Source organism: Pseudoalteromonas lipolytica (assembly GCF_001306915.1).
In the GTDB taxonomy this organism is placed as follows: Bacteria; Pseudomonadota; Gammaproteobacteria; order Enterobacterales; family Alteromonadaceae; genus Pseudoalteromonas; species Pseudoalteromonas simplex.
Genome location: NZ_LJTC01000009.1, coordinates 1 through 19,977, shown reverse-complemented (window position 1 = coordinate 19,977; position 19,977 = coordinate 1). Strand labels below are relative to the sequence as shown.

Here is a 19,977-nt window from a genome sequence, read left to right as displayed (position 1 = left end):
AATAAAAGAGCCTCCAGATAGGAGGCTCTATTTATCGAGTGAATGTATTTTTTATTTCTATAATTGCATCCAGCTGACCTATAAATAAGTCGACTAACTGCGGATCAAAGTGCTTACCAGATTCAGATTTGAGAAGTTCGACAGCTTGGTCAACAGACCATGCTTTTTTATATGGCCTTGTTGAGGTTAGTGCGTCGAACACGTCGGCAATACTCACTATCCGGCCTTCAATACTAATCTCTTCACCTTTTAGTCCATAAGGGTAGCCGCTTCCATCCCATTTTTCATGGTGCTCAAGTGCCAGCTTGTGTGCTAGCTGTAATAAAGGCGAACTAGAGTTTTCTAAAATTTTCGCCCCTATTGTTGCATGTTGCTTCATATGCTCGAATTCATTTTCATCCAAGCGCCCAGGCTTCAGAAGCACGGCGTCAGGAATACCGATTTTACCAACATCATGCATCGGTGCTGCTTGTCTTAGTTGCTCAGCTTGAAATTCAGTCATTCCGTAGGCAAGTGCAAGTACTTTACTGTAACGGCTCATACGCGCAATGTGTTCACCAGTATCTGTGTCTTTGTATTCTGCTGCACGTCCTAAACGGTTTATCAAATCAATATGAGCGAGCTGTAATTGCTGTGCTTGCACTAATGATAAATGAGTTTTAACTCGTGCTCGGACAATTGCAGGGCTGATGGGTTTTGTAATGTAGTCTACCGCACCTAGCGCAAAGCCTTCAGATTCGTCTTGTTCATGTGATAAAGCCGTCACAAAAATAATCGGAATATGAGCGGTTTCTGGTGTAGATTTCAGTATTTCACAGACTTCAAAGCCATTCATATCTGGCATCATCACATCTAATAGAATTAATCTTGGCGGCTCATTCTTAATAAGTTGCAATGCAAGTTCACCTGATTTCGCAAATGATAAGCGGTAGTCATTGCCTAATACTTCACGCATTACTTTAAGGTTAGCGGGTTCATCATCTACGATAAGAATTCTTTCGCGCTCAATAAGTTCGCTCATGATTTCTCCTCACTTGCAGTTATTTCACGTTGCAATTTTTCAATCGCTTCCTGTGCAGCATTAAAATCAAAATTGTCAAAATGTTCACAAATTTCATTTATTTGCGATTTAAAAGCCGGCTGGGTGTTCGACGCCACTTGAGCCAAAAAGTCATCGTCAATTTCGGCATGTTTTGCGTGCTCTAGCAGTGTGTCTAAGGCTTTATTTAGCTCACTCGTAGGCACCATAGTAACTGATGTTTGTTCCTCTTGAGTTTTTGTTTCGGCTATTTTTGAGCGTAAAAAATGCCATTCATCTTCACATGCATGGATGAGTGAAATAAAACGAGTCCCTCTTAGTTCATTCTCTGCTTGAGAAAGTAAATGTAGCAGTTTTCCTAGCGCTAAATTCCCGGCAACGCCTTTTAAAGTGTGCAAAATTGTTTTCACCTCAGAACTATCAGTATTAAGCTCTTTTAAACGAATCATATTGGCATAATGATCAGATAAAAACGCTGCTATTTCTGAGTTTAGTTTTTCGCTACTTCCCCACATTTTCAGGCCTTTTGCATAGTTGATATGCTGCTTAGATTTATCTGGCTGTTGTTGAGATATCGTATTAACTTCTAACCCTAAAACCTTTGCTATTTCATGGTTAACTTGCTGAATATCAACGGGCTTATTAGCGAAGCCATTCATACCGGCTTGTTTTGCGGTTAATTTGTCTTGCTGTAAAACACTGGCAGTTAGGGCAATGATAGGGGTATTTTTGAGTTGTTGTTGCTGCTCTTTTTCTCGAATCACTTTACACGCTGTAATCCCGTCGCACTCTGGCATGTGTATATCCATTAAAATTACATCAAAGCTATTTTTTTCGAAGGCGCTGATAGCCTCTAAGCCATTCTTCGCTTTTGTAACAACATGACCAGCTTGAGAAAGTAAAATATTCAGTAACTCGAGGTTTTGTTCTATATCGTCAACAACTAGAACTCTCAGAGGCGGCAGGTTTAAGATATTATTACTTAATTTATCAACTTTATTAATATCACCTTCTTTTAGAGGTAAAGAGAAAAAGAAACAACTTCCTTTGTTCTCAGTGCTAACAGCACTAATGCTGCCACCCATTAACTCTACCAGTTGCTTACTAATCGTTGTTCCTAACCCTGTGCCACCAAAACGGCGAGTCATAGTTCCATCAGCTTGCTCAAATGGCTGGAAAATTGCTTTTAGTCTATGTTTTGCGATACCAATGCCTGTATCTTGCACTTCAAAAAACAACTGATTGTTTTGCGTTTTACTGATACTAATTGTCACAGAGCCTGTTTCAGTAAATTTAATCGCATTACCAATTAGGTTGTTTAATACTTGGCGAATACGCGAATCATCTCCAATGTATATTGGCGCAACATTTTCGGCTATTTTTAAATCGAGAAGTAAGTTTTTTCGTTTCGCTTCAAGCCAAAAGGTTGAAACGATATTATCTAGTAGAGCCTGCAAATTAAAGTGTTCAAGCGTGATATCTAATTTACCTTTTTCTAGCTTTGCGGAGTCGAGTACATCATTTAATAAATGCAATAATGACCTGGCCGAACTATTCACAGTAATTATATGCTTTTGTTGTTCTTTGCTAAGCGGGCTATCCATCAAAATATCACTAAAGCCAATTATAGCGTTCATTGGTGTGCGGATTTCATGACTCATATTCGCCATAAATGCTTGTTTGGCTTGTGCAGCGGCTTCAGCTTCTTGCTTGGCTGTCTTTAACGACTCTTCATACTCATGACGTGAGGTTATGTCGACTAGCACGCCATCTATCCATTTGTCGTTGGAATCTGGATTATGGTTAACTGTGCCTTGATCTAGTACCCAAACTGTTTGGCCGTTACGGTGTTTAATTCTATATTCAACAGCGTATTGGTTAGAATTTGAGATGGCGTCGTCTAGGGCATCTGCTATGTGCTGCTCATCCTTGGAATTTATGATATCTGCAAATGCTACTTCGTTTGATGTGAACTCCTGTGCTGTGTAACCGGTTAATTCAAAGACTCGTGGGCTAATAAACAGCATCGTCCAGTTTTTATCAAGTAAACAACGAAATACAGCACCGGGTGTATTATTCATCAAGGTACGATATTGTAGTTCTTTTTCTTCTAGACTCTGTTGCAGGGCGCGTTGCTGAGTTAAATCAGTAATAAACCCTACAAATAGAGTCTCTTCACCTGGTTGTTTCACTTCTCCAAGGCCAAGACGAATAGGAAATAAATGGCCATCTTTATGTTTTGCGCAAACATCTCTGTTGATGCCAATTACTTTTTTAAGCTCATGATTGCCACTATTTAATAAGTAATCATCATGATGTGCAGCAATTTCGTCATTCATTAAAATTTTAACGTTTTGTCCGAGAACTTCCTGTTGCTGCCAGCCAAAAATAGCTTCTGCAGATTTATTAAAGCTTAAAATTTTTCCTTTAATGTTAATAGTCACAATGCCATCAATAGCTGTACTTAAAATAGCATCTAAACGAGATTCTTCGGCAGATTTCTCCACCAACAGCATACGATAGCGAACCATTCCATTGATAATGCCTACGAGTGCAGTTAATAAAACGGTGGCAAACGCGACGCAAATAGCAATAAGTTCAATATGTGATGTATCAACGTTATCGGATAAGAGGGGCGAAGTCGCAACAAAGCGAGTCGCAGCCATTCCCATGTAATGCATACCGGCAACGGCAAAACCGAGAATAATGCTGCAAATTATTCTACTTTGAAAGTTAGATAAACGCTTAAAATGGTCACTCAAATGAAAGCGAGTGTATAAGCCTATGAATGACAGGCCAACAGCGACAACAATAGATGCAGCGAACCACCAAGGGTCATAACGTAACAATGGACTCATTTGCATCGCAGCCATGCCTGTATAATGCATGGTGCCAATACCTGCACCTAATAATACAGAACTGACTAGAAGCTTTAACGTTTTTGGGATCTGGGTATTACCCTTGCGCCGAAGAAAAGAAAATGCTGTTAAACACGCGAAAAATGCCGGTACAAACGAAAAGAATGTTAAAGTCGGATCGTAGTTAATTGTTGTGCATAGTGAAAATGCCAGCATGCCAATGAAGTGCATACTCCAAATACCACCAGATAAAACCAGTGCGCCAGTACCATTGGCGAGTTGACGGTAAGAATTAAAGTTAGTTTTATTTGCAAGATCAATAAGGTGTAAAGAAAAATAAGCGGCAAAGACGGCCGTGGTAATCGACAAAAGGACTAGAGTCGGGTCGTAGGTACCGTTTATTAATAAATCTGAACTTTGATCAGTAAGAAAAAATTCTGCTAGCATAGAATAAGTTAAAGGCTGCATGTGCTTTCAGTCTAATACAATTTAAAATTTATTAAGAGTAAAAGATGTGAAATTAATGAATTTAATTATTTTATATTAGCTATAAATGCTTAGTTTTAAATTCATATTTTTTATCCATCACTTTTTATCACTAGATACTGTTAACGCGTCATGCGTTTGACGAATACGACAACGAATAAAGCGAGTGAAAAGCTCCCACAAAATGCTTCAACTGCTGCAATAAATCGAGAGAAACCAATAGGTGTTATGTCACCGTAACCTAGAGTCGTAAAGGTAACAACACTAAAATAAATGCTATTTAGAAATGCAAATAAATTGTCTTCAATAGAGTTAGAAAAATCTAATCTTATTAGCGTATCTTGATAATTCACCCCAAATAAAAAATAACAGAGTGCACAACAAATAATAAGCGACAAACTAAAACGAATGACATTCTCAGGCTTTTCGCCATAGCCGCATAACATATCGATAAAGCTTGAAGTTATTTGTTTACTTGAACCTTTAGGGTATTGCGCATGACGCATGCGCAATTCTTTATAAGTAAAGTTACCAGCAAGCTCAAATAGTCCTTGATTTTCAGAAGCTTTTCTTAAATTACGGTATATTTCTTCAGATTGTTCGAATAAGTCTCGTGCTTCTGAGTTGTGCTTATTCTTGCGGGCTTTAATGGCCGCCGTTTCTTGCAGTAATTGGTCGCCTAGCTCGATATTATCAATTCTGCTGTCGTTGAGTTTGATACCTAACAAGTTGGTATTTCTTAAGTCACAGTAATGCAAACTAGCACTGTGAAGGTTAGCTTTCATTAGTGAGGCATTAGCAATCTTATTATTAAATAAATGAGCGCCCGTTAAATTTGCTCGATAGAAGTTGCAGTAAGAAAGGTTATAGCCCTCTTCATCATCCTGTTTGATTAAGTTAAGCCCAGAAAGATTTGCTCGCTTTAATTGTAACCCTTCTAGTAAGCCTCCTTTTTTGGCATAGCGTTCTAATTTTTGGGTTAGATCTAGCCCTGATTTATCAAATTTACTATCATGCCAAAAGCAAAATCCAGAGCCCATATCTGTTTCTTGGCACTTGTTACCTGTTGGTGAGGTATAACTACAACATGGTTTGTCAGGCATAAGGATGAAAACTTATTTGTGAGTCATCTTTATAGATTAGCAGCTATTTAGCAGGGTAAAATGGAATCTCTCATTTTTTTATTAATTGAATTGGCTTACTTTTGTTGGATTACACCCTAAAGCGCAGTAAACGCAGAACAACCGTGGCAATTAAAGTTGCTGAGCAGAAACTCACTGTGTATGCGCCTTTTTATGTTCCACAAACTGAAATAGATGCCTGGCTAAACACTAAGCAAGATTGGGTCGCTGAACAAATAGCAAAGCAATCTATGCAAGCTGAGCGTCGCCAATTGCCATTAGTAAACGCCACTATTAAGTTGTTTGGGCAAAACGTCCCAATAGTATTCGGCAAAGGCCCGAAAAACACTTGGCAACAAGATGCGCGGCCTCAGCTTACCTTACTAATATCATCACGTGTCAAACATCAAGAGGCTAACTACCTCGCTTTGCTTGAGCAGTTTATGCATGAAAAGCTTGAGAGCTATATCGAAATGCGAGTGCATGATTACTGCTTGCAAATGTCTGAGACGTTGCCTACAAAGCTTAAAATTCAACATTATAAACGTCGCTGGGGCAGTTGTAACAAACGCCGTGAGCTGACTTTTAATTTACATTTAGCAAGTGCGCCAACCTGGGTGATTGATTATGTAGTTGTCCATGAGCTTGCGCATCTTTTACATATGAATCATAGCGCTAAGTTTTGGCAACGTGTGAGCCAGTTTTATCCAGACTATAAAAAAGCAGAGCAATGGTTAAAAGCGAATGGGAGCAGTTTGAGTTGGTAGATTAAGTTAGCGAGAGTAAAGCTAGAAAGAGTAAGAGTGGTGGAGGGAGCTGGATTCGAACCAGCGAAGGCTGAGCCGTCAGATTTACAGTCTGATCCCTTTGGCCGCTCGGGAACCCCTCCACACAAATTTTTACTATTGCATTTGGCCCCACTTCACTGAGAAGAAAAGTGGTGGAGGGAGCTGGATTCGAACCAGCGAAGGCTGAGCCGTCAGATTTACAGTCTGATCCCTTTGGCCGCTCGGGAACCCCTCCAATGCAACGGCGCTGATAATAGCAAACTGATTATTTAAGTAAAGAAAAAAACTAAAGAAAAATGCATAAATGCCGATAACTGGTTAATCAAGAAACTATTTGGCTAAAGACTATGCAAATTGATGGTTTGTTGCTCACAGAGAGTCAACTCGATAATCGTCTTAATAAAAGTGTTCACGAGCACCGCTCTGGAGAGTTTGCTTTATTACTCGCAATGCTTTCTCATGATGCGCTCGATTTTAGCCAGTTCCACCTACCAAAAACTGAATTAAGCAATCCTGAAGTATCTGAGTCTGCTCTGCGTACTGAATTAGGTGCTGGTCCTACACAACCATTAGCTCCCGAACAGTTTGATATGCTAATTGGGCAAGAAAATGCATTTAGACTATTGCAAGGTGGTTTATCAGATATAAAATTACGTCATTGCTTAAATCCAGAGCCTTTGAATGTTCGTGATGATAAGCAACATGTGCCGCTAGAAGTGATTGATAACTGTGAGCCAGCAGTTAGAAAACGCTTTTATGAAAAAAACAAACCCGTTGAGCGCCCACAAATCGACGCTGCCGCATTTTATGATAGTCTTACTAATGAGGCGATACATCAACCTCTGCATTTGGCGACAGCTTAGCATTCGAGGCTTAATCGAATTGTCATAGACTATGAATAAACTTAATAAAAAGTACAGCTAAATTAAGATGCGCTTGTTATAATAGCAGTCTATGGCTTAATGCCATTGTCATTGAACCAAGTTACTAGGACTATAATGAAGAAAACATTCACGCTAAACCACGAGAAAATTAAATACCCTCGTATGGTTGATGCAGCCAAGCACGAAGTAAAAAAATACTTGAAACGTGAGCGTAATAAAACACTCCCAGCAGGTGCCGACTATTGGGCGTTTGACTGTAAGTTTGGTGAATCAGCGGATGAGGCCAATGTCGTTCACGTGGCAGAGATTAATAAATGTATTAGCGATATTGAAGCAAAAGAGCTTACATCGTTTTATGTTGAAATCTTAGCGCGTCCTGCACAGCGTCAACATCAAGAGTTTGACGAAGAGTAATACGAATATCAGTTCGCAGTAATACTCTAAAACAAAAAAGGGCCATCAGGCCCTTTTTAGTTTTAGTAATCAATTATCGCGCAAACGGATCGGCATTTATTTTTTCTATGTACCAATTGCCTTTTTTACGCATCATTTTCACACTGCGCATATCATCAATTTTCTTACCATTAAAATAACCCGTAAAAATCAAATTGATGTTGGCTTTATCGCCATACTGTTCGCGCAAGCTCATGTTAGTCATATCGACTTCAATCACCACTTCATCGTATTGCATATTGACTAAGTTGCGAGCGAACTGCCCAGCGGTACCATAAGATTTCATAATTCGCGCCATTTTCGGCGTGGCGTATTCCATCGCTTTATTTAAATCGTTTTGGTTATACAAAGCATCAAAATAGAGGGTCGCTACGTTACCAGGGGTGTTTTTTTCACCTTTTGGTGCATCTTCAGAGCCGCAACCAAAAAGAATGCTGCTACTTAAAAGGATAAAAATTAAAAGTATATTTTTCATTGTTGTAGTTTTTCGAGTGAACTTAAAATAAAGTGTGTGACTAAATGAGCATGATGTAAAGTTAACTCGGTAAAATTAATAGTTTTATTTATTTTGGATAATAAAAAAGGATGCATGTTTGCATCCTTTTTAAAAACTAAGAGATTCTTGGTGATTACTGAACAAGCTCTTTATCGCTGAACTCTTCAGCAAATAATGGGCTTGATAAGTAACGCTCAGTTGCACTTGGTAAAATTACCACAATGTTTTTGTCTGCGTTTTCAGGTTTTTCAGCAAGGCGCTTTGCAGCAACTACTGCGGCACCTGAAGAAATACCCACTAAAATGCCTTCGTTTTTCATCAGTTCATGAGCCATGGCAATGGCATCTTCATTTGATACTTGCTCTGCAGCATCTACAACTTCTAAATCAAGGTTGCCAGGGATAAAGCCTGCACCGATACCTTGGATTTTATGAGGGCCAGGTTTAATTTCTTCACCAGCTAAAGTTTGGCTAATAACTGGCGAGTTAGTTGGTTCAACAGCAACCGATTGTACATTTAAGCCTTTCTCTAGTTTGAGGTAACGGCTAACACCTGTAATAGTACCACCAGTACCAACACCTGCTACGAAAATGTCGATTTTTCCGTCCATTGCTTCAAAGATTTCAGGACCTGTTGTTTCAAAGTGAATTTTTGGGTTAGCTGGGTTTTCGAACTGTTGTAAAAGAATGTACTTTTCAGGCTCACTTGCTTGAATTTCTTTTGCTTTTTGAATTGCGCCATTCATGCCTTTAGCGCCATCAGTTAAAACTAGGTTAGCACCTAACGCTTTTAATAATTTACGACGCTCAAGGCTCATTGTGTTAGGCATAGTTAGAGTTAGTTTGTAGCCACGAGAAGCCGCTACAAATGCTAGTGCAATACCTGTGTTGCCTGAAGTCGGCTCGATTAACTCTTTGTCTTTAGTTAAGACACCTGACTTTTCTGCTTCCCAGATCATTGAAGCACCAATACGGCATTTAACACTGAAGCTTGGGTTACGTGATTCTACTTTAGCAAAAACATTACCTGATGTTACGCGGTTAAGCTTTACAATTGGTGTATTACCAATCGTTAATGAATTATCTTCAAAAATGTTAGACATACTGTTCCCTTGGAAGCAATTTATTCAATCGTGATCAATGAGCTTAGGCTATTGATCTGTAATAGTCACACTTTACTGTGGTGAATAAAAAACGAAAGTAAAGTTTGGCTATAACATATAGCGAATAGGCTTAGATACCCAAACCATCTCAAGGTGCGAGTTTCAGTTGGAATTAATATAGTTTAGGAACAAGCAAACAAAGTAAGGGGAGGGCGCACCAAAAGGTGCGCTGATAAGGTCTTAAAGCAACCAAGCGTAGCTAAATTTAGCAAATAACGTGCGCTGCTCTTTAGTCATTGATGACAGCTCATCATCTTGATAGCCATTATCAGAGTAACCAGCAAAGAATACAGTTTGCGGATTCAGCTTGTAAGAATACAGTAGCTGAGTGGCTAACTTTTTATATTGGCTATCAACATCATCTATGTAATTAGCCTGATTGCGTTCTAAATCGGTATAAATGACTGCAAGGCGTAAAAAGCTATTCACGTTGAATTGGTAAGTTAAACGCACATCACTTAAATTGGCGGTAAATACTTCACTGCCATCGGCTTCAAGTTGCTCATAAGTATGACGTAAACGCACTTCAAAATGCTTACCAAGGTTCATATTCAGCACAGGGCGTATATGGAACTTATCACCAACGCGGTTATTAGCTAAATCAACGGCATTACCTGTGTACATATATAAAGAAGCAAATACCCCAGCGGTGGGTTTAAAGTCACTGTACAAGCCAACGCCATTTTCGCTAAACAAGTCGGTGTTGCCGTCGATATCTAAACGTGATTTGTCGTGGCGAAGGCCAGTGCGATTACGATGCTCAACAGAGACCTCAAAAAAGCTTTGTAACGGGCCGCTGACTGAAAAGCTGGTTTGTGCTTCTTTTTCGAGAAGTTCATTATTTTCGTTGTGAGTAATATCCCAATCAGCATATAGGTTAGCGCGATTCCACCAATTGCCTTTATCGCCATACCAGCGGTATTCGCCACCAGTCGTAAACTTTTTAAAATCAACTTGTGAGATAAAGCCTAAGTCAGCTCTCAAATCAGCATCGCGGTAATTATAATCGGCAAATGCGCGCCAGTACTTCTCGTCGTGTTGATACTTTAGGTAGTAGCCAGTACCTGATTGCTGTTCTCTACTTAAAACACGAAGTACGCCTTCGTTATAGTCGCAGTCACTATTTAATTCACAGCTTACTTGCTCTGGCTGTGAGCAGTTATCTCCATCACATAACTCATCTATGAAGTCTTGGCTGTATTGCGTTTGTGACTTTAATACTTGCACTAAAAAAACATCGTTGACTGTTGGTTTGTATTTACTATCAATACTGTAAACCGTGTTTTTATAATCATCACTTTGTCTGTGTGTTGCCGTTGAGCCAAGTGATAATCCTGATTCAAAATCGTATCGATAACGCAGGGCACCGTTTTCGCTTTTCTCGTCAAGGGCAACAAGAGATGAGCCTAAATTGCCCGGGATCAACACATTGGTTTGTGTATCATTGGCAATGAAGCCGGCAAATGTATGGCCATTTTTGCTGCCGGTGATTTTCGTGCCGTAATCTGGCTGGGCAATATTACGGGTATGAATAAGGTTAAGTGTTGAGGCAAAGTAGTCAGCGTTATCTAAAAAGAAGGCACGCTTTTCTGGGAAGAATAAACTGAAATTATTGTTCACGCTCAATTGTGCGACATCCGCTTCGACCTGAGAAAAATCAGGATTAATCGTCGCATTTAAGGTGATATCTGGGGTGATCCCCCATTTAACATCGAGGCTGGCTTCAGTATTGTTTTCTGTTTCCCAATCAGCCACTTGTGCGCCATCAATATCACGTGTCTCATTTTTGCCAAGCACCACAGATGGAATAATCGCCACGTTATTGCCTTGCTTTGCTTGTTCAAAGCCTTGGTAAGTTGGCATTTGGCAAATCCAACAGTTGTTACCATGGTCAATTTGCATATTTGAGATACGTAACCGCTCACTGCGCGGTAAAAAGCGTAAAAACTCCATCGCCATAGTCTTACTTGCTACGCTGTCGTCAAAATTCAATACGCGTAATGGAATGGCAACTTCAACTGTGTAGCCTTTCTCATGAATAACACCGACGCTATCCCAAATACCGTCCCATGATGAGCTTTCATGTTTAGTCAGTTCGTTTTCTATTGAATCTTGTTGTACGCCAAGTGGGTTAATAAAAAATTGATAAGCTAATTGAGAATTATTGTATGAATCAATTTTTAGCCCGACTAGGTCATCATCCCAGGCTGCGTCACGGTCACGGTAAAAAGCACGAATAAGTTCTGGGTTTGGATCATTCGCTTCAAAGCCAATAAAAAGTGTTTCGCCATCCTCATAAACATAAGCGTGGGTGGTAACTGGGCTTTTACTGTTTTCGTAAGGCCAAGTAACGTTGTCTATGGTAATTTTTTTGGCACGTTGCCAACTTGGCTCATTGAGCTGGCCGTCGATTGTTGCTTGCTCCGCAATAAAAGGGAGGGTGACAGGTTGGCTGGTGGCCAAGGTAGTAAAAGGCACGTTCAATAGAGCGGCACTTAACATTGATTTATACATAAGCACTATACGGGTATTCAAAACTGCGAGCATGTTATTAATTTGCAACTTTGTTAACAAATGCAACGCGACAGGGCGCATATATTTACGTTCAAATTAGATTCTAACAAGCTGTGGTGGTAATTTGCGCAGTTAAACGTTAATTTGGCTGTTTTATAACAAAAGTAAACTAAAACGTGGTAAAAGATTACCACCTAAAAATTGAAGTGATCGTTATGAATTTAATTCTAAAATTAATTGCTGGTATTGTTGCCGGTATTTTAGTGGGCTTATATGTGCCACTAACAGGTGTTGAACTCCTTTACACAGTAAAAGAAATAATAGGTCAGTTGATCACCTTTACCATCCCGTTAATTATTTTATTTTTTATCGCATCAGGTATTGCTGGTTTACCAAAAGGGTCAGGCCACTTGTTAGGAAAAACAGTTGGCTTTGCATATGGTTCAACCGTTATTGCTGGAACCTTAGCTTTTTTACTTGTCAGCGCTATGATCCCATTGTTTGATGGCGGTTTAACGTTTGAAGCAGAAGTTGCTACCGAAGTGGGCAGCTTTATTGATTTAGAAATCCCACCTCTTATGAGTGTAATGACAGCACTTGCTGCGGCATTCATTTTTGGTATTGGTATGAGCCAGTTACAGCTTGATACGTTAAAGAAAGTATCTGATCAGGGCCGTGATGTGATTGATGGCTTGTTAGCAAAAGTAATTATTCCTGCGTTACCTTTCTACATTGCCGGTGTTTTCGCGGAAATGACAGTTGCTGGTACCGTGGTTGATACGTTGCAAACATTTGGTATTGTTTTGCTAGCTGCATTAATTATGCATTGGCTATGGCTTACTGTTTTATATGTATCTACAGGCCTTTTACTAAAGCGTAATCCTTTAGAGCTTGTAAAAAATATGCTACCCGCTTATTTTACTGCTTTAGGTACAATGTCGAGTGCAGCAACAATTCCAGTTTCACTTCGCTCAAGCAAAGCAAATAACGTAAAAGAAGATGTGGCTAACTTTACAGTACCTTTATGTGCAACTATCCATTTATCGGGCTCAACAATTACGATTGTGACATGTGCAATGGCTGTCATGTTCTTATCACCGAATATGGATGTACCATCGTTATTTGGTATGTTGCCATTTATTATGATGCTAGGTGTTGTAATGATTGCTGCGCCTGGCGCACCAGGTGGGGCAGTTATGTCGGCATTGGGTCTTTTAACAAGTATGCTTGGTTTTAATGAAGGTGCGGTTGCATTAATGATTGCACTTTATTTAGCACAAGATAGCTTTGGTACTGCCTGTAATGTAACAGGTGATGGTATCATTGCCCTATGGGTTGATCGTTTCAGCGAGAAAGCATCAGCTTAAATTTAATTAGTGAAACGATATTTTGATTTATCGTTTCACTTTTTCTGTGCTAATGTGGCACATTAAATTGTGCGAAAGCAGCTATTTGGTTATTTGAGGGTGTTCCATTGATTAATGTACTTTTAGTTGATGACCATGAACTTGTACGGACAGGGATCAGACGTATACTTGATGATGTTCGCGGTTTTAAAGTGGTGGGTGAAGCTAAAACCGGTGAAGAAGCGGTGCAATTTTGCCGTCAACATTCACCAGATATCGTGTTGATGGACATGAATATGCCAGGTATTGGCGGTTTAGAAGCGACAAAGAAAATCTGTCGTTATTGCCCAGATGTAAAAATTATTGTGCTTACTGTGCATTGTGAAGACCCATTCCCAAGTAAAGTAATGCAAATCGGTGCACACGGTTATCTGACTAAAGGTGCCGGTTCTGATGAAATGGTTAACGCCATTCGTGCAGTGAATGCAGGACAACGTTATATTGCGCCTGAAATTGCGCAGCAAATTGCGCTTGCCCAGGTAAGTGGGCGAACAGATGAAAACCCTTTCCAGAGTTTGTCCGAGCGTGAGCTGCAAATCATGCTGATGATCACTAAAGGTGAGAAAGCGCAAGACATCGCAGAGCGTTTGAACCTCAGTTCAAAAACGGTGAATAGCTATCGCTATCGCATGTTTGAAAAGCTAAATGTAGGGGGTGATGTTGAACTTACCCATTTAGCAATTCGTCATAAAATGATCGACATTGATAGCTCGCATTAATTTGCTCAATGTCTGATTTCGAACCAGCCCGTTTTTTAAAAACACTATCAAGTGAGCCCGGTGTCTACCGAATGCTTGATAGTGAAGGGCAAGTTATCTATGTCGGTAAGGCAAAAAATCTAAAAAAGCGTGTCAGTAGTTACTTCCGTAGCAATGTAACTGATAGTAAAACGCGTGTCTTAGTCAGTAATATTTGCGGTATTGAAGTCACCCTGACTAACACCGAAACAGAAGCCTTATTACTCGAAAACAATCTAATAAAAAAATATCAGCCTCGTTACAATATTTTGCTGCGAGATGATAAGTCATATCCGTATATTCTGTTAACTGATCATAAGCACCCGCGACTTGCTTTTCATCGTGGTAGCCGAAAAATTAAAGGCGAATATTTTGGCCCATTCCCAAGTGCGGGAGCGGTATCTGAAAGTTTGCGTTTAATGCAAAAAATTTTTCCGGTTCGCCAATGTGAAGATGCCTATTATCGAGCGAGAAGCCGTCCCTGTTTACAATATCAGTTAAAACGCTGCTCAGCACCGTGTGTAAATAAAATCTCCGATGAAGAATATCAACAAGAAGTTGATTTTGTTCGCAAGTTTTTGCTGGGTAAATCTCATGAAGTCATTGCCGATTTAGTCACTAAAATGGAGCAAGCAAGTAAAGAACTTAAATTTGAGCTTGCGGCCAAAGTCCGTGACCAAATCATGTTGCTTCGAAAAATGCAGGAGCAACAATCTATTTCAGGTAATCATGCCGAAATGGATGTAGTGGGTTTTGCGCATTTAAATGGTTTAAATGCGGTTCACTTATTAATGATCCGCGACCACAAAGTGCTAGGCAGTAAAACTTATTTCCCTAAAGTACCAAAAGACTCCGGTGAAGAAGAAATTCTAACCTCGTTTTTAGGTCAATATTATTTAGCACCCGGTGCAACGGGACGTATTGCCAAAGAAATTATCTTACCGTTCAGTATTGAAGAAAGTGAGCCATTAAGTGAAGCGCTTACGGCTATCTCTGAACGTAAAGTGAGTTTAAAAGTTGCTAATCGCGGTGAGCGGGCACAGTATTTAAAGCTTGCTAATAAAAATGCCCTTAATAGCATTAGTGTTAAGCAAAGTACCCAAGACTCCATTAATAAACGTTACGCACAATTAAAAGAAACATTACGTCTAGATGATATTAATCGCATGGAATGTTTTGATATCAGCCATACAATGGGTGAAAACACGGTAGCAAGTTGTGTGGTGTTTGATTCGCAAGGGCCAAATAATAAAGAATATCGCCGATTTAATGTTACTGGCATCACAGGTGGTGATGATTATGCTGCGATGGAATTTGCACTTAATAAACGCTATAACAAAGTTGTTGATGAAGAAAAAATTCCAGATGTCATCTTTATCGATGGTGGTAAAGGTCAATTATCTCGTGCTGAGCAATATTTTGAAAACTGGCCGCATAATAAAATGCCATTGCTGGTAGGTGTTGCAAAAGGTACTAGTCGAAAACCAGGTTTAGAAACGCTATTAATTGATGGCGGACGTAAAACAATACCACTTGATTCAGATGCGCCAGCGCTGCATTTAATTCAGCATATTCGTGATGAGTCGCACCGTTTTGCTATTGCAGGGCATCGTAATAAACGACAAAAACAACGCACACAATCATTGTTAGAAGAAATTACCGGCGTAGGACAAAAACGCCGACAAGCATTATTAAAATATTTAGGGGGCATGCAAGGGGTAAAAGCTGCTAATATAGACCAATTAAAACAAGTTCCTGGGATCAGCCCTGAAATGGCTGAAAAGATATTTAATCATTTGCATGACAAGGCTTAGCCTTCGTGCGAATATAGTAAAAAAGACATCTCCAAGTAGTTATGTGGAATATTCCAAACACACTCACAACCTTTAGACTTTTTCTTATCCCCATTTTTTTGGTGATATTTTATTTGCCTTTTTCATGGGCATTTTTTGCAGCTGCGTTTGTTTTCTGGCTTGCGTCAATCACAGATATCCTTGATGGCTATCTAGCGCGTCGTTTAAATCAGTCAACGCCTTTTGGTGCGTTCTTAGATCCTGTCGCTGACAAAGTAATGGTGTGTGCAGCACTGGTTGCTTTATCAAGCCACTATCAAAGTTTGTATATGACTATTCCGGCATTAGTGATTATTAGCCGTGAAATTGTTATCTCTGCCTTACGCGAATGGATGGCAGAGCAGGGTAAACGTGACAACGTAGCTGTATCAAACATGGGCAAGTTTAAAACTGCGGCACAAATGCTAGCCATTATTGGTTTGATCTGGCAGTTTGATACATGGATGATCTACTTAAGTTATGGCCTTTTGTACGTCGCAACATTGTTAACGCTTAGTTCTATGTTGCAGTATTTAATAGCGGCATGGTCAGAATTGACCAAAAATTGATCCTAAACGTTTAATTACACACCGTTTTAGATAAAAAATAAGCAAACAGTTCAAAACTAGCATTTTTTATATTGACGCGTTTAATAATCTCTGTAGAATGCGTCCGTGTTGAGAGGGCATAGCCCCCAAGATAAAGAAAGCGGCACTAGCTCAGTTGGTAGAGCGCAACCTTGCCAAGGTTGAGGTCACGAGTTCGAGCCTCGTGTGCCGCTCCAATTATCTAATTTGGCGGAATGGCAGAGTGGCCATGCAGCGGATTGCAAATCCGTCTACCTCGGTTCGACTCCGGGTTCCGCCTCCATTCAACACTCCACGCGCTCTATGAGCAACCCGATGCCCGGGTGGTGGAATTGGTAGACACAAGGGATTTAAAATCCCTCGCTGGTAACAGCGTGCCGGTTCAAGTCCGGCCCCGGGCACCATTTGTGGTTAACTACAGTACCAAATGTGGTTATAAAAATGATATTAGAGTTAATATGATGCGGCACTAGCTCAGTTGGTAGAGCGCAACCTTGCCAAGGTTGAGGTCACGAGTTCGAGCCTCGTGTGCCGCTCCATATTAGCTTTATCCACTTGCTTTAAATAGCAAACCCGATGCCCGGGTGGTGGAATTGGTAGACACAAGGGATTTAAAATCCCTCGCTGGTAACAGCGTGCCGGTTCAAGTCCGGCCCCGGGCACCATTTTGATAAAGAAAAATTTGCGGCACTAGTTCAGTTGCCAGAACGTTATCATCGCAACCTCAAAGTTGTGCACCAACGGACAAAACACTGACAGAAACAAATTTGCGGCACTAGCTCAGTTGGTAGAGCGCAACCTTGCCAAGGTTGAGGTCACGAGTTCGAGCCTCGTGTGCCGCTCCAATTATTTGGAAGCGATAAGGCGGAATGGCAGAGTGGCCATGCAGCGGATTGCAAATCCGTCTACCTCGGTTCGACTCCGGGTTCCGCCTCCATATAATACTCCACATGCTCTTTCGAGCGACCCGATGCCCGGGTGGTGGAATTGGTAGACACAAGGGATTTAAAATCCCTCGCTGGTAACAGCGTGCCGGTTCAAGTCCGGCCCCGGGCACCATTTATATAAAATACCTCTTCTCTATTTCATTTTTATTTCTTTTTTTAATCTCATCAAATTATTTTTTTATTGCCAAAATAGCTTTATAGTTTCCTTAGTCTTTTTAAAACAGCTAACGCGTTTTCAAGTTTTCAGCACTACTGAATTCAATAAATAGGATCAAGGAAAGATAATGGAGCAATTTAAACGTGGCTTAAATCAGTTCTGGGTAGGCGCAGTGTTTGGGCTTTGTCTAGCGATATCGTTAGTTCTTATTCCTGTTGCGATTATTATGTCGAACATTAACGACGTTCTGAAAATTCATGAGGTGAGCGTGCTTGTTGATAAAGTATCGACGGTCTTCGATAAATCAGAGCAGGCAATTAGTAATGCGAAAGCGGCGCTAACCGATTTTGATAATGACGTGGTGATGGATATACTTAATGCTGTGCAATCTTATCAGCAACAATCGCAGCCATTACTAACCGCAGAGCAAAAACAAGCATTAAAAGCGCAAATTAAAGGGCAGCTTGTTACTGAGCTTGAGTCAAAGCTTAACGAGCAACAAATTACATTCATATTGTCTGTTTTCGAAAAGTTAACAAATACAAAAAAGGGAGCACAAACGCTCCCTAAATAAGAATTTACTTAACTAGATTATTTACGCCATGCGCCTTTAGGAATGGTTTGATCTAGCTTTTTGTTTTGCGAAGGATCAAAAGTAGGTAATTTACCTGCCTTACGTTGGGCGTTGTAATCCTTCGCGAGCCAAATAACGACGCCCGATAACATAAACAAAGCGATGACGTTAACGATAGCCATTAGACCCATAGAGACATCGGCAAGGGTCCATACTAGTGGTAATTCTCCAAGCGCACCAAACATCACCATACCAAGTACCAGTAATCGGAAGATCAACATACCCGATGCATGGTTATGCTCTAAGAACAATAAATTGGTTTCGGCATAAGAATAATTAGCAACAATCGAGGTAAATGCAAAAAACAAAATTGCAATTGCAACAAAGGTGGCACCCCAGCTACCAACATGTTCTTCAAGGGCAGCTTGTGTTAACGCAATGCCAGTCACACCTGAATCAGGTATAAGCTGTTGTGATAATAAAATAAGGGCTGCAGTTGCAGTACATATAATAATTGTATCTACAAATACGCCGAGCATTTGTACATAACCTTGTGAGGCTGGGTGCGGTGGGTTAGGTGTTGCCGTTGCAGCAGCATTTGCAGCGCTACCCATACCAGCTTCATTAGAGAATAAGCCACGCTTAATACCCTGGATCATGGCCTGCATTACACCATAACCTATTGCACCCGCACCCGCTTGCTCGATACCAAAGGCACTATTAATGACATGCATAAATACATTAGGTAATAAATCGTAGTTTATGGCACATACATAAAGTGCAACTAACAAATAAGCCAGCGCCATAAATGGCACAACCATTTCTGCAAAACGTGAAATAGTTTTTAAGCCACCAAAAATGATAATACCTGACCCTAATACTAAGCCGATGCCTACAACATAGTTTGGAATACCAAATGCAACATTAAATGCAGCAGCAATAGAGTTTGATTGAACAGCATTAAATACCAAGCCAAAAGCAAGAATAAGGCAAAGAGAAAAGATCACACCCATCCAGCGTTTGCCCAAACCATATTCCATATAATAAGCAGGGCCACCACGAAAGTTGCCATCTTCATCGACCGTTTTATATGCCTGAGCAAGGGTACTCTCGGCAAAACTTGTCGCCATACCTATTAATGCAATAAGCCACATCCAGAAAATTGCACCGGCTCCGCCTAAATAAAGTGCAACGGCAACACCTGCCATATTACCCGTACCAACTCGCGCAGCTAAAGAAGTACAAAAAGCTTGGAATGAAGAAATGCCATCGCCAGAACCTTGGCGGCTCTGAAACATTACTTTGATCATATGTGGGAATTGAGTGAATTGAATAAAACCGAGTCGAAGAGTGAAAAATAGCCCCGCAGCTATTAAAAGGTAAACCAGAATGTGACCCCAAAGGAGACCACTTATACTATTTATAATGTCTGTCATTTTTCTTGCCTTGTGAGCGAGTTGAAAATCTGCGGCGCAAGTTACCATATCAAGCGAGGAGAGTTTAGTTATTCTGCTAAAAAACATCAGTTATCCACAGGGGTTTGTGGGTAACTTGTTTGCATTTGGTGGGTATGTGATTAATTTGAAAATATTCAAAAAAACCTTCAAAAAGTGCTTGCGTTAAAAATCCATCTCCCTATAATGCGCACCCACTGACACGGCGGGCAGCAATGAAAAGGGCTGAACAACGTGACAGAGAGTTAAGTAAAACTTCGGTTTAAAACGGTCTAAAAAGAAAGTTTAAAATTAAGTGTTGACTCGAAAAATTAAGGATGTATTATACGCATCCCTAGCGACAACGTCGCAACGTTCTTTAACAATATAAAGCAATCATCTGTGTGGGCACTCGTACAGATTGAGTTCTAACAGCGAAGCTTAGTTTACTAAGTGGAGCAAACAAATTTAGAGTCTCAAATGTAACTGAGTGACTTCATAGT

Annotated in this window: 15 protein-coding genes and 10 tRNA genes; 16 read left to right on the top strand and 9 right to left on the bottom strand. The window is 40.3% G+C overall.

From position 1 onward, the window contains the following. Positions 1-31: 31 nt before the first annotated feature. From AOG27_RS14080 to AOG27_RS14070, 3 genes are all read right to left on the bottom strand, one after another. Positions 32-1,021 (bottom strand): response regulator, encoded by a 990-nt coding sequence (locus tag AOG27_RS14080; RefSeq protein ID WP_054553654.1) that lies wholly within the window; start codon positions 1,019-1,021, stop codon positions 32-34. Further along, positions 1,018-4,344, bottom strand: a complete 3,327-nt coding sequence (locus AOG27_RS14075) for an MHYT domain-containing protein (protein WP_054553769.1) — start codon at positions 4,342-4,344, stop codon at positions 1,018-1,020. Before AOG27_RS14075 ends, AOG27_RS14080 begins: the two co-directional genes overlap by 4 nt. A 161-nt stretch (positions 4,345-4,505) precedes the next feature. Then, positions 4,506-5,486: an ion channel gene (locus AOG27_RS14070; RefSeq protein WP_054553653.1), complete on the bottom strand. Its 981-nt coding sequence runs from the start codon at positions 5,484-5,486 to the stop codon at positions 4,506-4,508. Positions 5,487-5,590: 104 nt separating this feature from the next. On the opposite strand from AOG27_RS14070, the gene AOG27_RS14065 reads away from it, so the two are divergent. After that, positions 5,591-6,271, top strand: a complete 681-nt coding sequence (locus AOG27_RS14065) for a M48 family metallopeptidase (protein WP_054553652.1) — start codon at positions 5,591-5,593, stop codon at positions 6,269-6,271. Positions 6,272-6,308: 37 nt separating this feature from the next. Here the strand turns inward: AOG27_RS14065 and AOG27_RS14060 are convergent. Both AOG27_RS14060 and AOG27_RS14055 read right to left on the bottom strand, forming a co-directional pair. Beyond that, positions 6,309-6,393 (bottom strand) — tRNA-Tyr (locus AOG27_RS14060). Positions 6,394-6,442: 49 nt separating this feature from the next. After that, positions 6,443-6,527, bottom strand: a tRNA-Tyr gene (locus tag AOG27_RS14055). Positions 6,528-6,639: 112 nt separating this feature from the next. On the opposite strand from AOG27_RS14055, the gene AOG27_RS14050 reads away from it, so the two are divergent. Continuing rightward, the gene (locus tag AOG27_RS14050; protein ID WP_054553651.1) at positions 6,640-7,155 is read left to right on the top strand and encodes a VC2046/SO_2500 family protein; all 516 of its coding nucleotides are present in this window, start codon (positions 6,640-6,642) and stop codon (positions 7,153-7,155) included. Positions 7,156-7,290: 135 nt separating this feature from the next. Continuing rightward, entirely contained in the window at positions 7,291-7,590 is a 300-nt protein-coding gene (locus AOG27_RS14045; RefSeq protein ID WP_054553650.1) for a DUF6172 family protein, read from the top strand. Positions 7,591-7,663: 73 nt separating this feature from the next. On the opposite strand, the gene AOG27_RS14040 is transcribed toward AOG27_RS14045, so the two are convergent. From AOG27_RS14040 to AOG27_RS14030, 3 genes are all read right to left on the bottom strand, one after another. Next, positions 7,664-8,104 (bottom strand): hypothetical protein, encoded by a 441-nt coding sequence (locus tag AOG27_RS14040; RefSeq protein WP_054553649.1) that lies wholly within the window; start codon positions 8,102-8,104, stop codon positions 7,664-7,666. A 154-nt stretch (positions 8,105-8,258) separates the two neighbouring features. Continuing rightward, the gene (gene cysK, locus AOG27_RS14035; RefSeq protein WP_054553648.1) at positions 8,259-9,227 is read right to left on the bottom strand and encodes a cysteine synthase A; all 969 of its coding nucleotides are present in this window, start codon (positions 9,225-9,227) and stop codon (positions 8,259-8,261) included. Between the two features lie 240 nt (positions 9,228-9,467). Next, entirely contained in the window at positions 9,468-11,801 is a 2,334-nt protein-coding gene (locus AOG27_RS14030; RefSeq protein ID WP_152967152.1) for a carbohydrate binding family 9 domain-containing protein, read from the bottom strand. A 215-nt stretch (positions 11,802-12,016) separates the two neighbouring features. On the opposite strand from AOG27_RS14030, the gene AOG27_RS14025 reads away from it, so the two are divergent. The 13 genes from AOG27_RS14025 (at position 12,017) to AOG27_RS13965 (ending at position 18,041) form a co-directional block, all read left to right on the top strand. Further along, positions 12,017-13,168 carry a dicarboxylate/amino acid:cation symporter gene (locus AOG27_RS14025; RefSeq protein WP_054553767.1) on the top strand — a complete coding sequence of 384 codons (1,152 nt, stop codon included), beginning with the start codon at positions 12,017-12,019 and terminating at the stop codon, positions 13,166-13,168. Between the two features lie 107 nt (positions 13,169-13,275). Further along, on the top strand, positions 13,276-13,926 hold the full coding sequence (gene uvrY / locus AOG27_RS14020; protein WP_054553647.1) for a UvrY/SirA/GacA family response regulator transcription factor: 651 nt from the start codon (positions 13,276-13,278) through the stop codon (positions 13,924-13,926). An 8-nt stretch (positions 13,927-13,934) separates the two neighbouring features. Continuing rightward, complete coding sequence (uvrC, locus tag AOG27_RS14015) at positions 13,935-15,758, top strand: excinuclease ABC subunit UvrC (protein WP_054553646.1); 1,824 nt, start codon at positions 13,935-13,937, stop codon at positions 15,756-15,758. A 41-nt stretch (positions 15,759-15,799) separates the two neighbouring features. Beyond that, on the top strand, positions 15,800-16,345 hold the full coding sequence (gene pgsA, locus AOG27_RS14010; RefSeq protein WP_054553645.1) for a CDP-diacylglycerol--glycerol-3-phosphate 3-phosphatidyltransferase: 546 nt from the start codon (positions 15,800-15,802) through the stop codon (positions 16,343-16,345). Between the two features lie 139 nt (positions 16,346-16,484). Continuing rightward, positions 16,485-16,560, top strand: a tRNA-Gly gene (locus AOG27_RS14005). Between the two features lie 12 nt (positions 16,561-16,572). Beyond that, positions 16,573-16,646: transfer RNA gene (locus AOG27_RS14000), tRNA-Cys, on the top strand. Between the two features lie 34 nt (positions 16,647-16,680). Next, a tRNA-Leu gene (locus AOG27_RS13995) sits at positions 16,681-16,767 on the top strand. A 59-nt stretch (positions 16,768-16,826) separates the two neighbouring features. Further along, a tRNA-Gly gene (locus AOG27_RS13990) sits at positions 16,827-16,902 on the top strand. A 39-nt stretch (positions 16,903-16,941) separates the two neighbouring features. Then, positions 16,942-17,028: transfer RNA gene (locus AOG27_RS13985), tRNA-Leu, on the top strand. Positions 17,029-17,132: 104 nt separating this feature from the next. Next, positions 17,133-17,208 (top strand) — tRNA-Gly (locus tag AOG27_RS13980). Positions 17,209-17,226: 18 nt separating this feature from the next. After that, positions 17,227-17,300 (top strand) — tRNA-Cys (locus tag AOG27_RS13975). Positions 17,301-17,335: 35 nt separating this feature from the next. Next, positions 17,336-17,422: transfer RNA gene (locus AOG27_RS13970), tRNA-Leu, on the top strand. A gap of 172 nt (positions 17,423-17,594) precedes the next feature. After that, on the top strand, positions 17,595-18,041 hold the full coding sequence (locus tag AOG27_RS13965) for a hypothetical protein (protein ID WP_054553644.1): 447 nt from the start codon (positions 17,595-17,597) through the stop codon (positions 18,039-18,041). Between the two features lie 17 nt (positions 18,042-18,058). On the opposite strand, the gene AOG27_RS13960 is transcribed toward AOG27_RS13965, so the two are convergent. Continuing rightward, on the bottom strand, positions 18,059-19,477 hold the full coding sequence (locus tag AOG27_RS13960; RefSeq protein ID WP_054553643.1) for an alanine/glycine:cation symporter family protein: 1,419 nt from the start codon (positions 19,475-19,477) through the stop codon (positions 18,059-18,061). Between the last annotated feature and the right edge of the window lie 500 nt (positions 19,478-19,977).

Coding starts and splice junctions, on each gene's coding strand:
- AOG27_RS14080 (WP_054553654.1), bottom strand. CDS start 1,021: ATGAGCGAACTTATTGAGCGCGAAAGAATTCTTATCGTAGATGATGAA.
- AOG27_RS14075 (WP_054553769.1), bottom strand. CDS start 4,344: ATGCTAGCAGAATTTTTTCTTACTGATCAAAGTTCAGATTTATTAATA.
- AOG27_RS14070 (WP_054553653.1), bottom strand. CDS start 5,486: ATGCCTGACAAACCATGTTGTAGTTATACCTCACCAACAGGTAACAAG.
- AOG27_RS14050 (WP_054553651.1), top strand. CDS start 6,640: ATGCAAATTGATGGTTTGTTGCTCACAGAGAGTCAACTCGATAATCGT.
- AOG27_RS14045 (WP_054553650.1), top strand. CDS start 7,291: ATGAAGAAAACATTCACGCTAAACCACGAGAAAATTAAATACCCTCGT.
- AOG27_RS14040 (WP_054553649.1), bottom strand. CDS start 8,104: ATGAAAAATATACTTTTAATTTTTATCCTTTTAAGTAGCAGCATTCTT.
- cysK (WP_054553648.1), bottom strand. CDS start 9,227: ATGTCTAACATTTTTGAAGATAATTCATTAACGATTGGTAATACACCA.
- AOG27_RS14030 (WP_152967152.1), bottom strand. CDS start 11,801: ATGTATAAATCAATGTTAAGTGCCGCTCTATTGAACGTGCCTTTTACT.
- AOG27_RS14025 (WP_054553767.1), top strand. CDS start 12,017: ATGAATTTAATTCTAAAATTAATTGCTGGTATTGTTGCCGGTATTTTA.
- uvrC (WP_054553646.1), top strand. CDS start 13,935: ATGTCTGATTTCGAACCAGCCCGTTTTTTAAAAACACTATCAAGTGAG.
- pgsA (WP_054553645.1), top strand. CDS start 15,800: ATGTGGAATATTCCAAACACACTCACAACCTTTAGACTTTTTCTTATC.
- AOG27_RS13965 (WP_054553644.1), top strand. CDS start 17,595: ATGGAGCAATTTAAACGTGGCTTAAATCAGTTCTGGGTAGGCGCAGTG.
- AOG27_RS13960 (WP_054553643.1), bottom strand. CDS start 19,477: ATGACAGACATTATAAATAGTATAAGTGGTCTCCTTTGGGGTCACATT.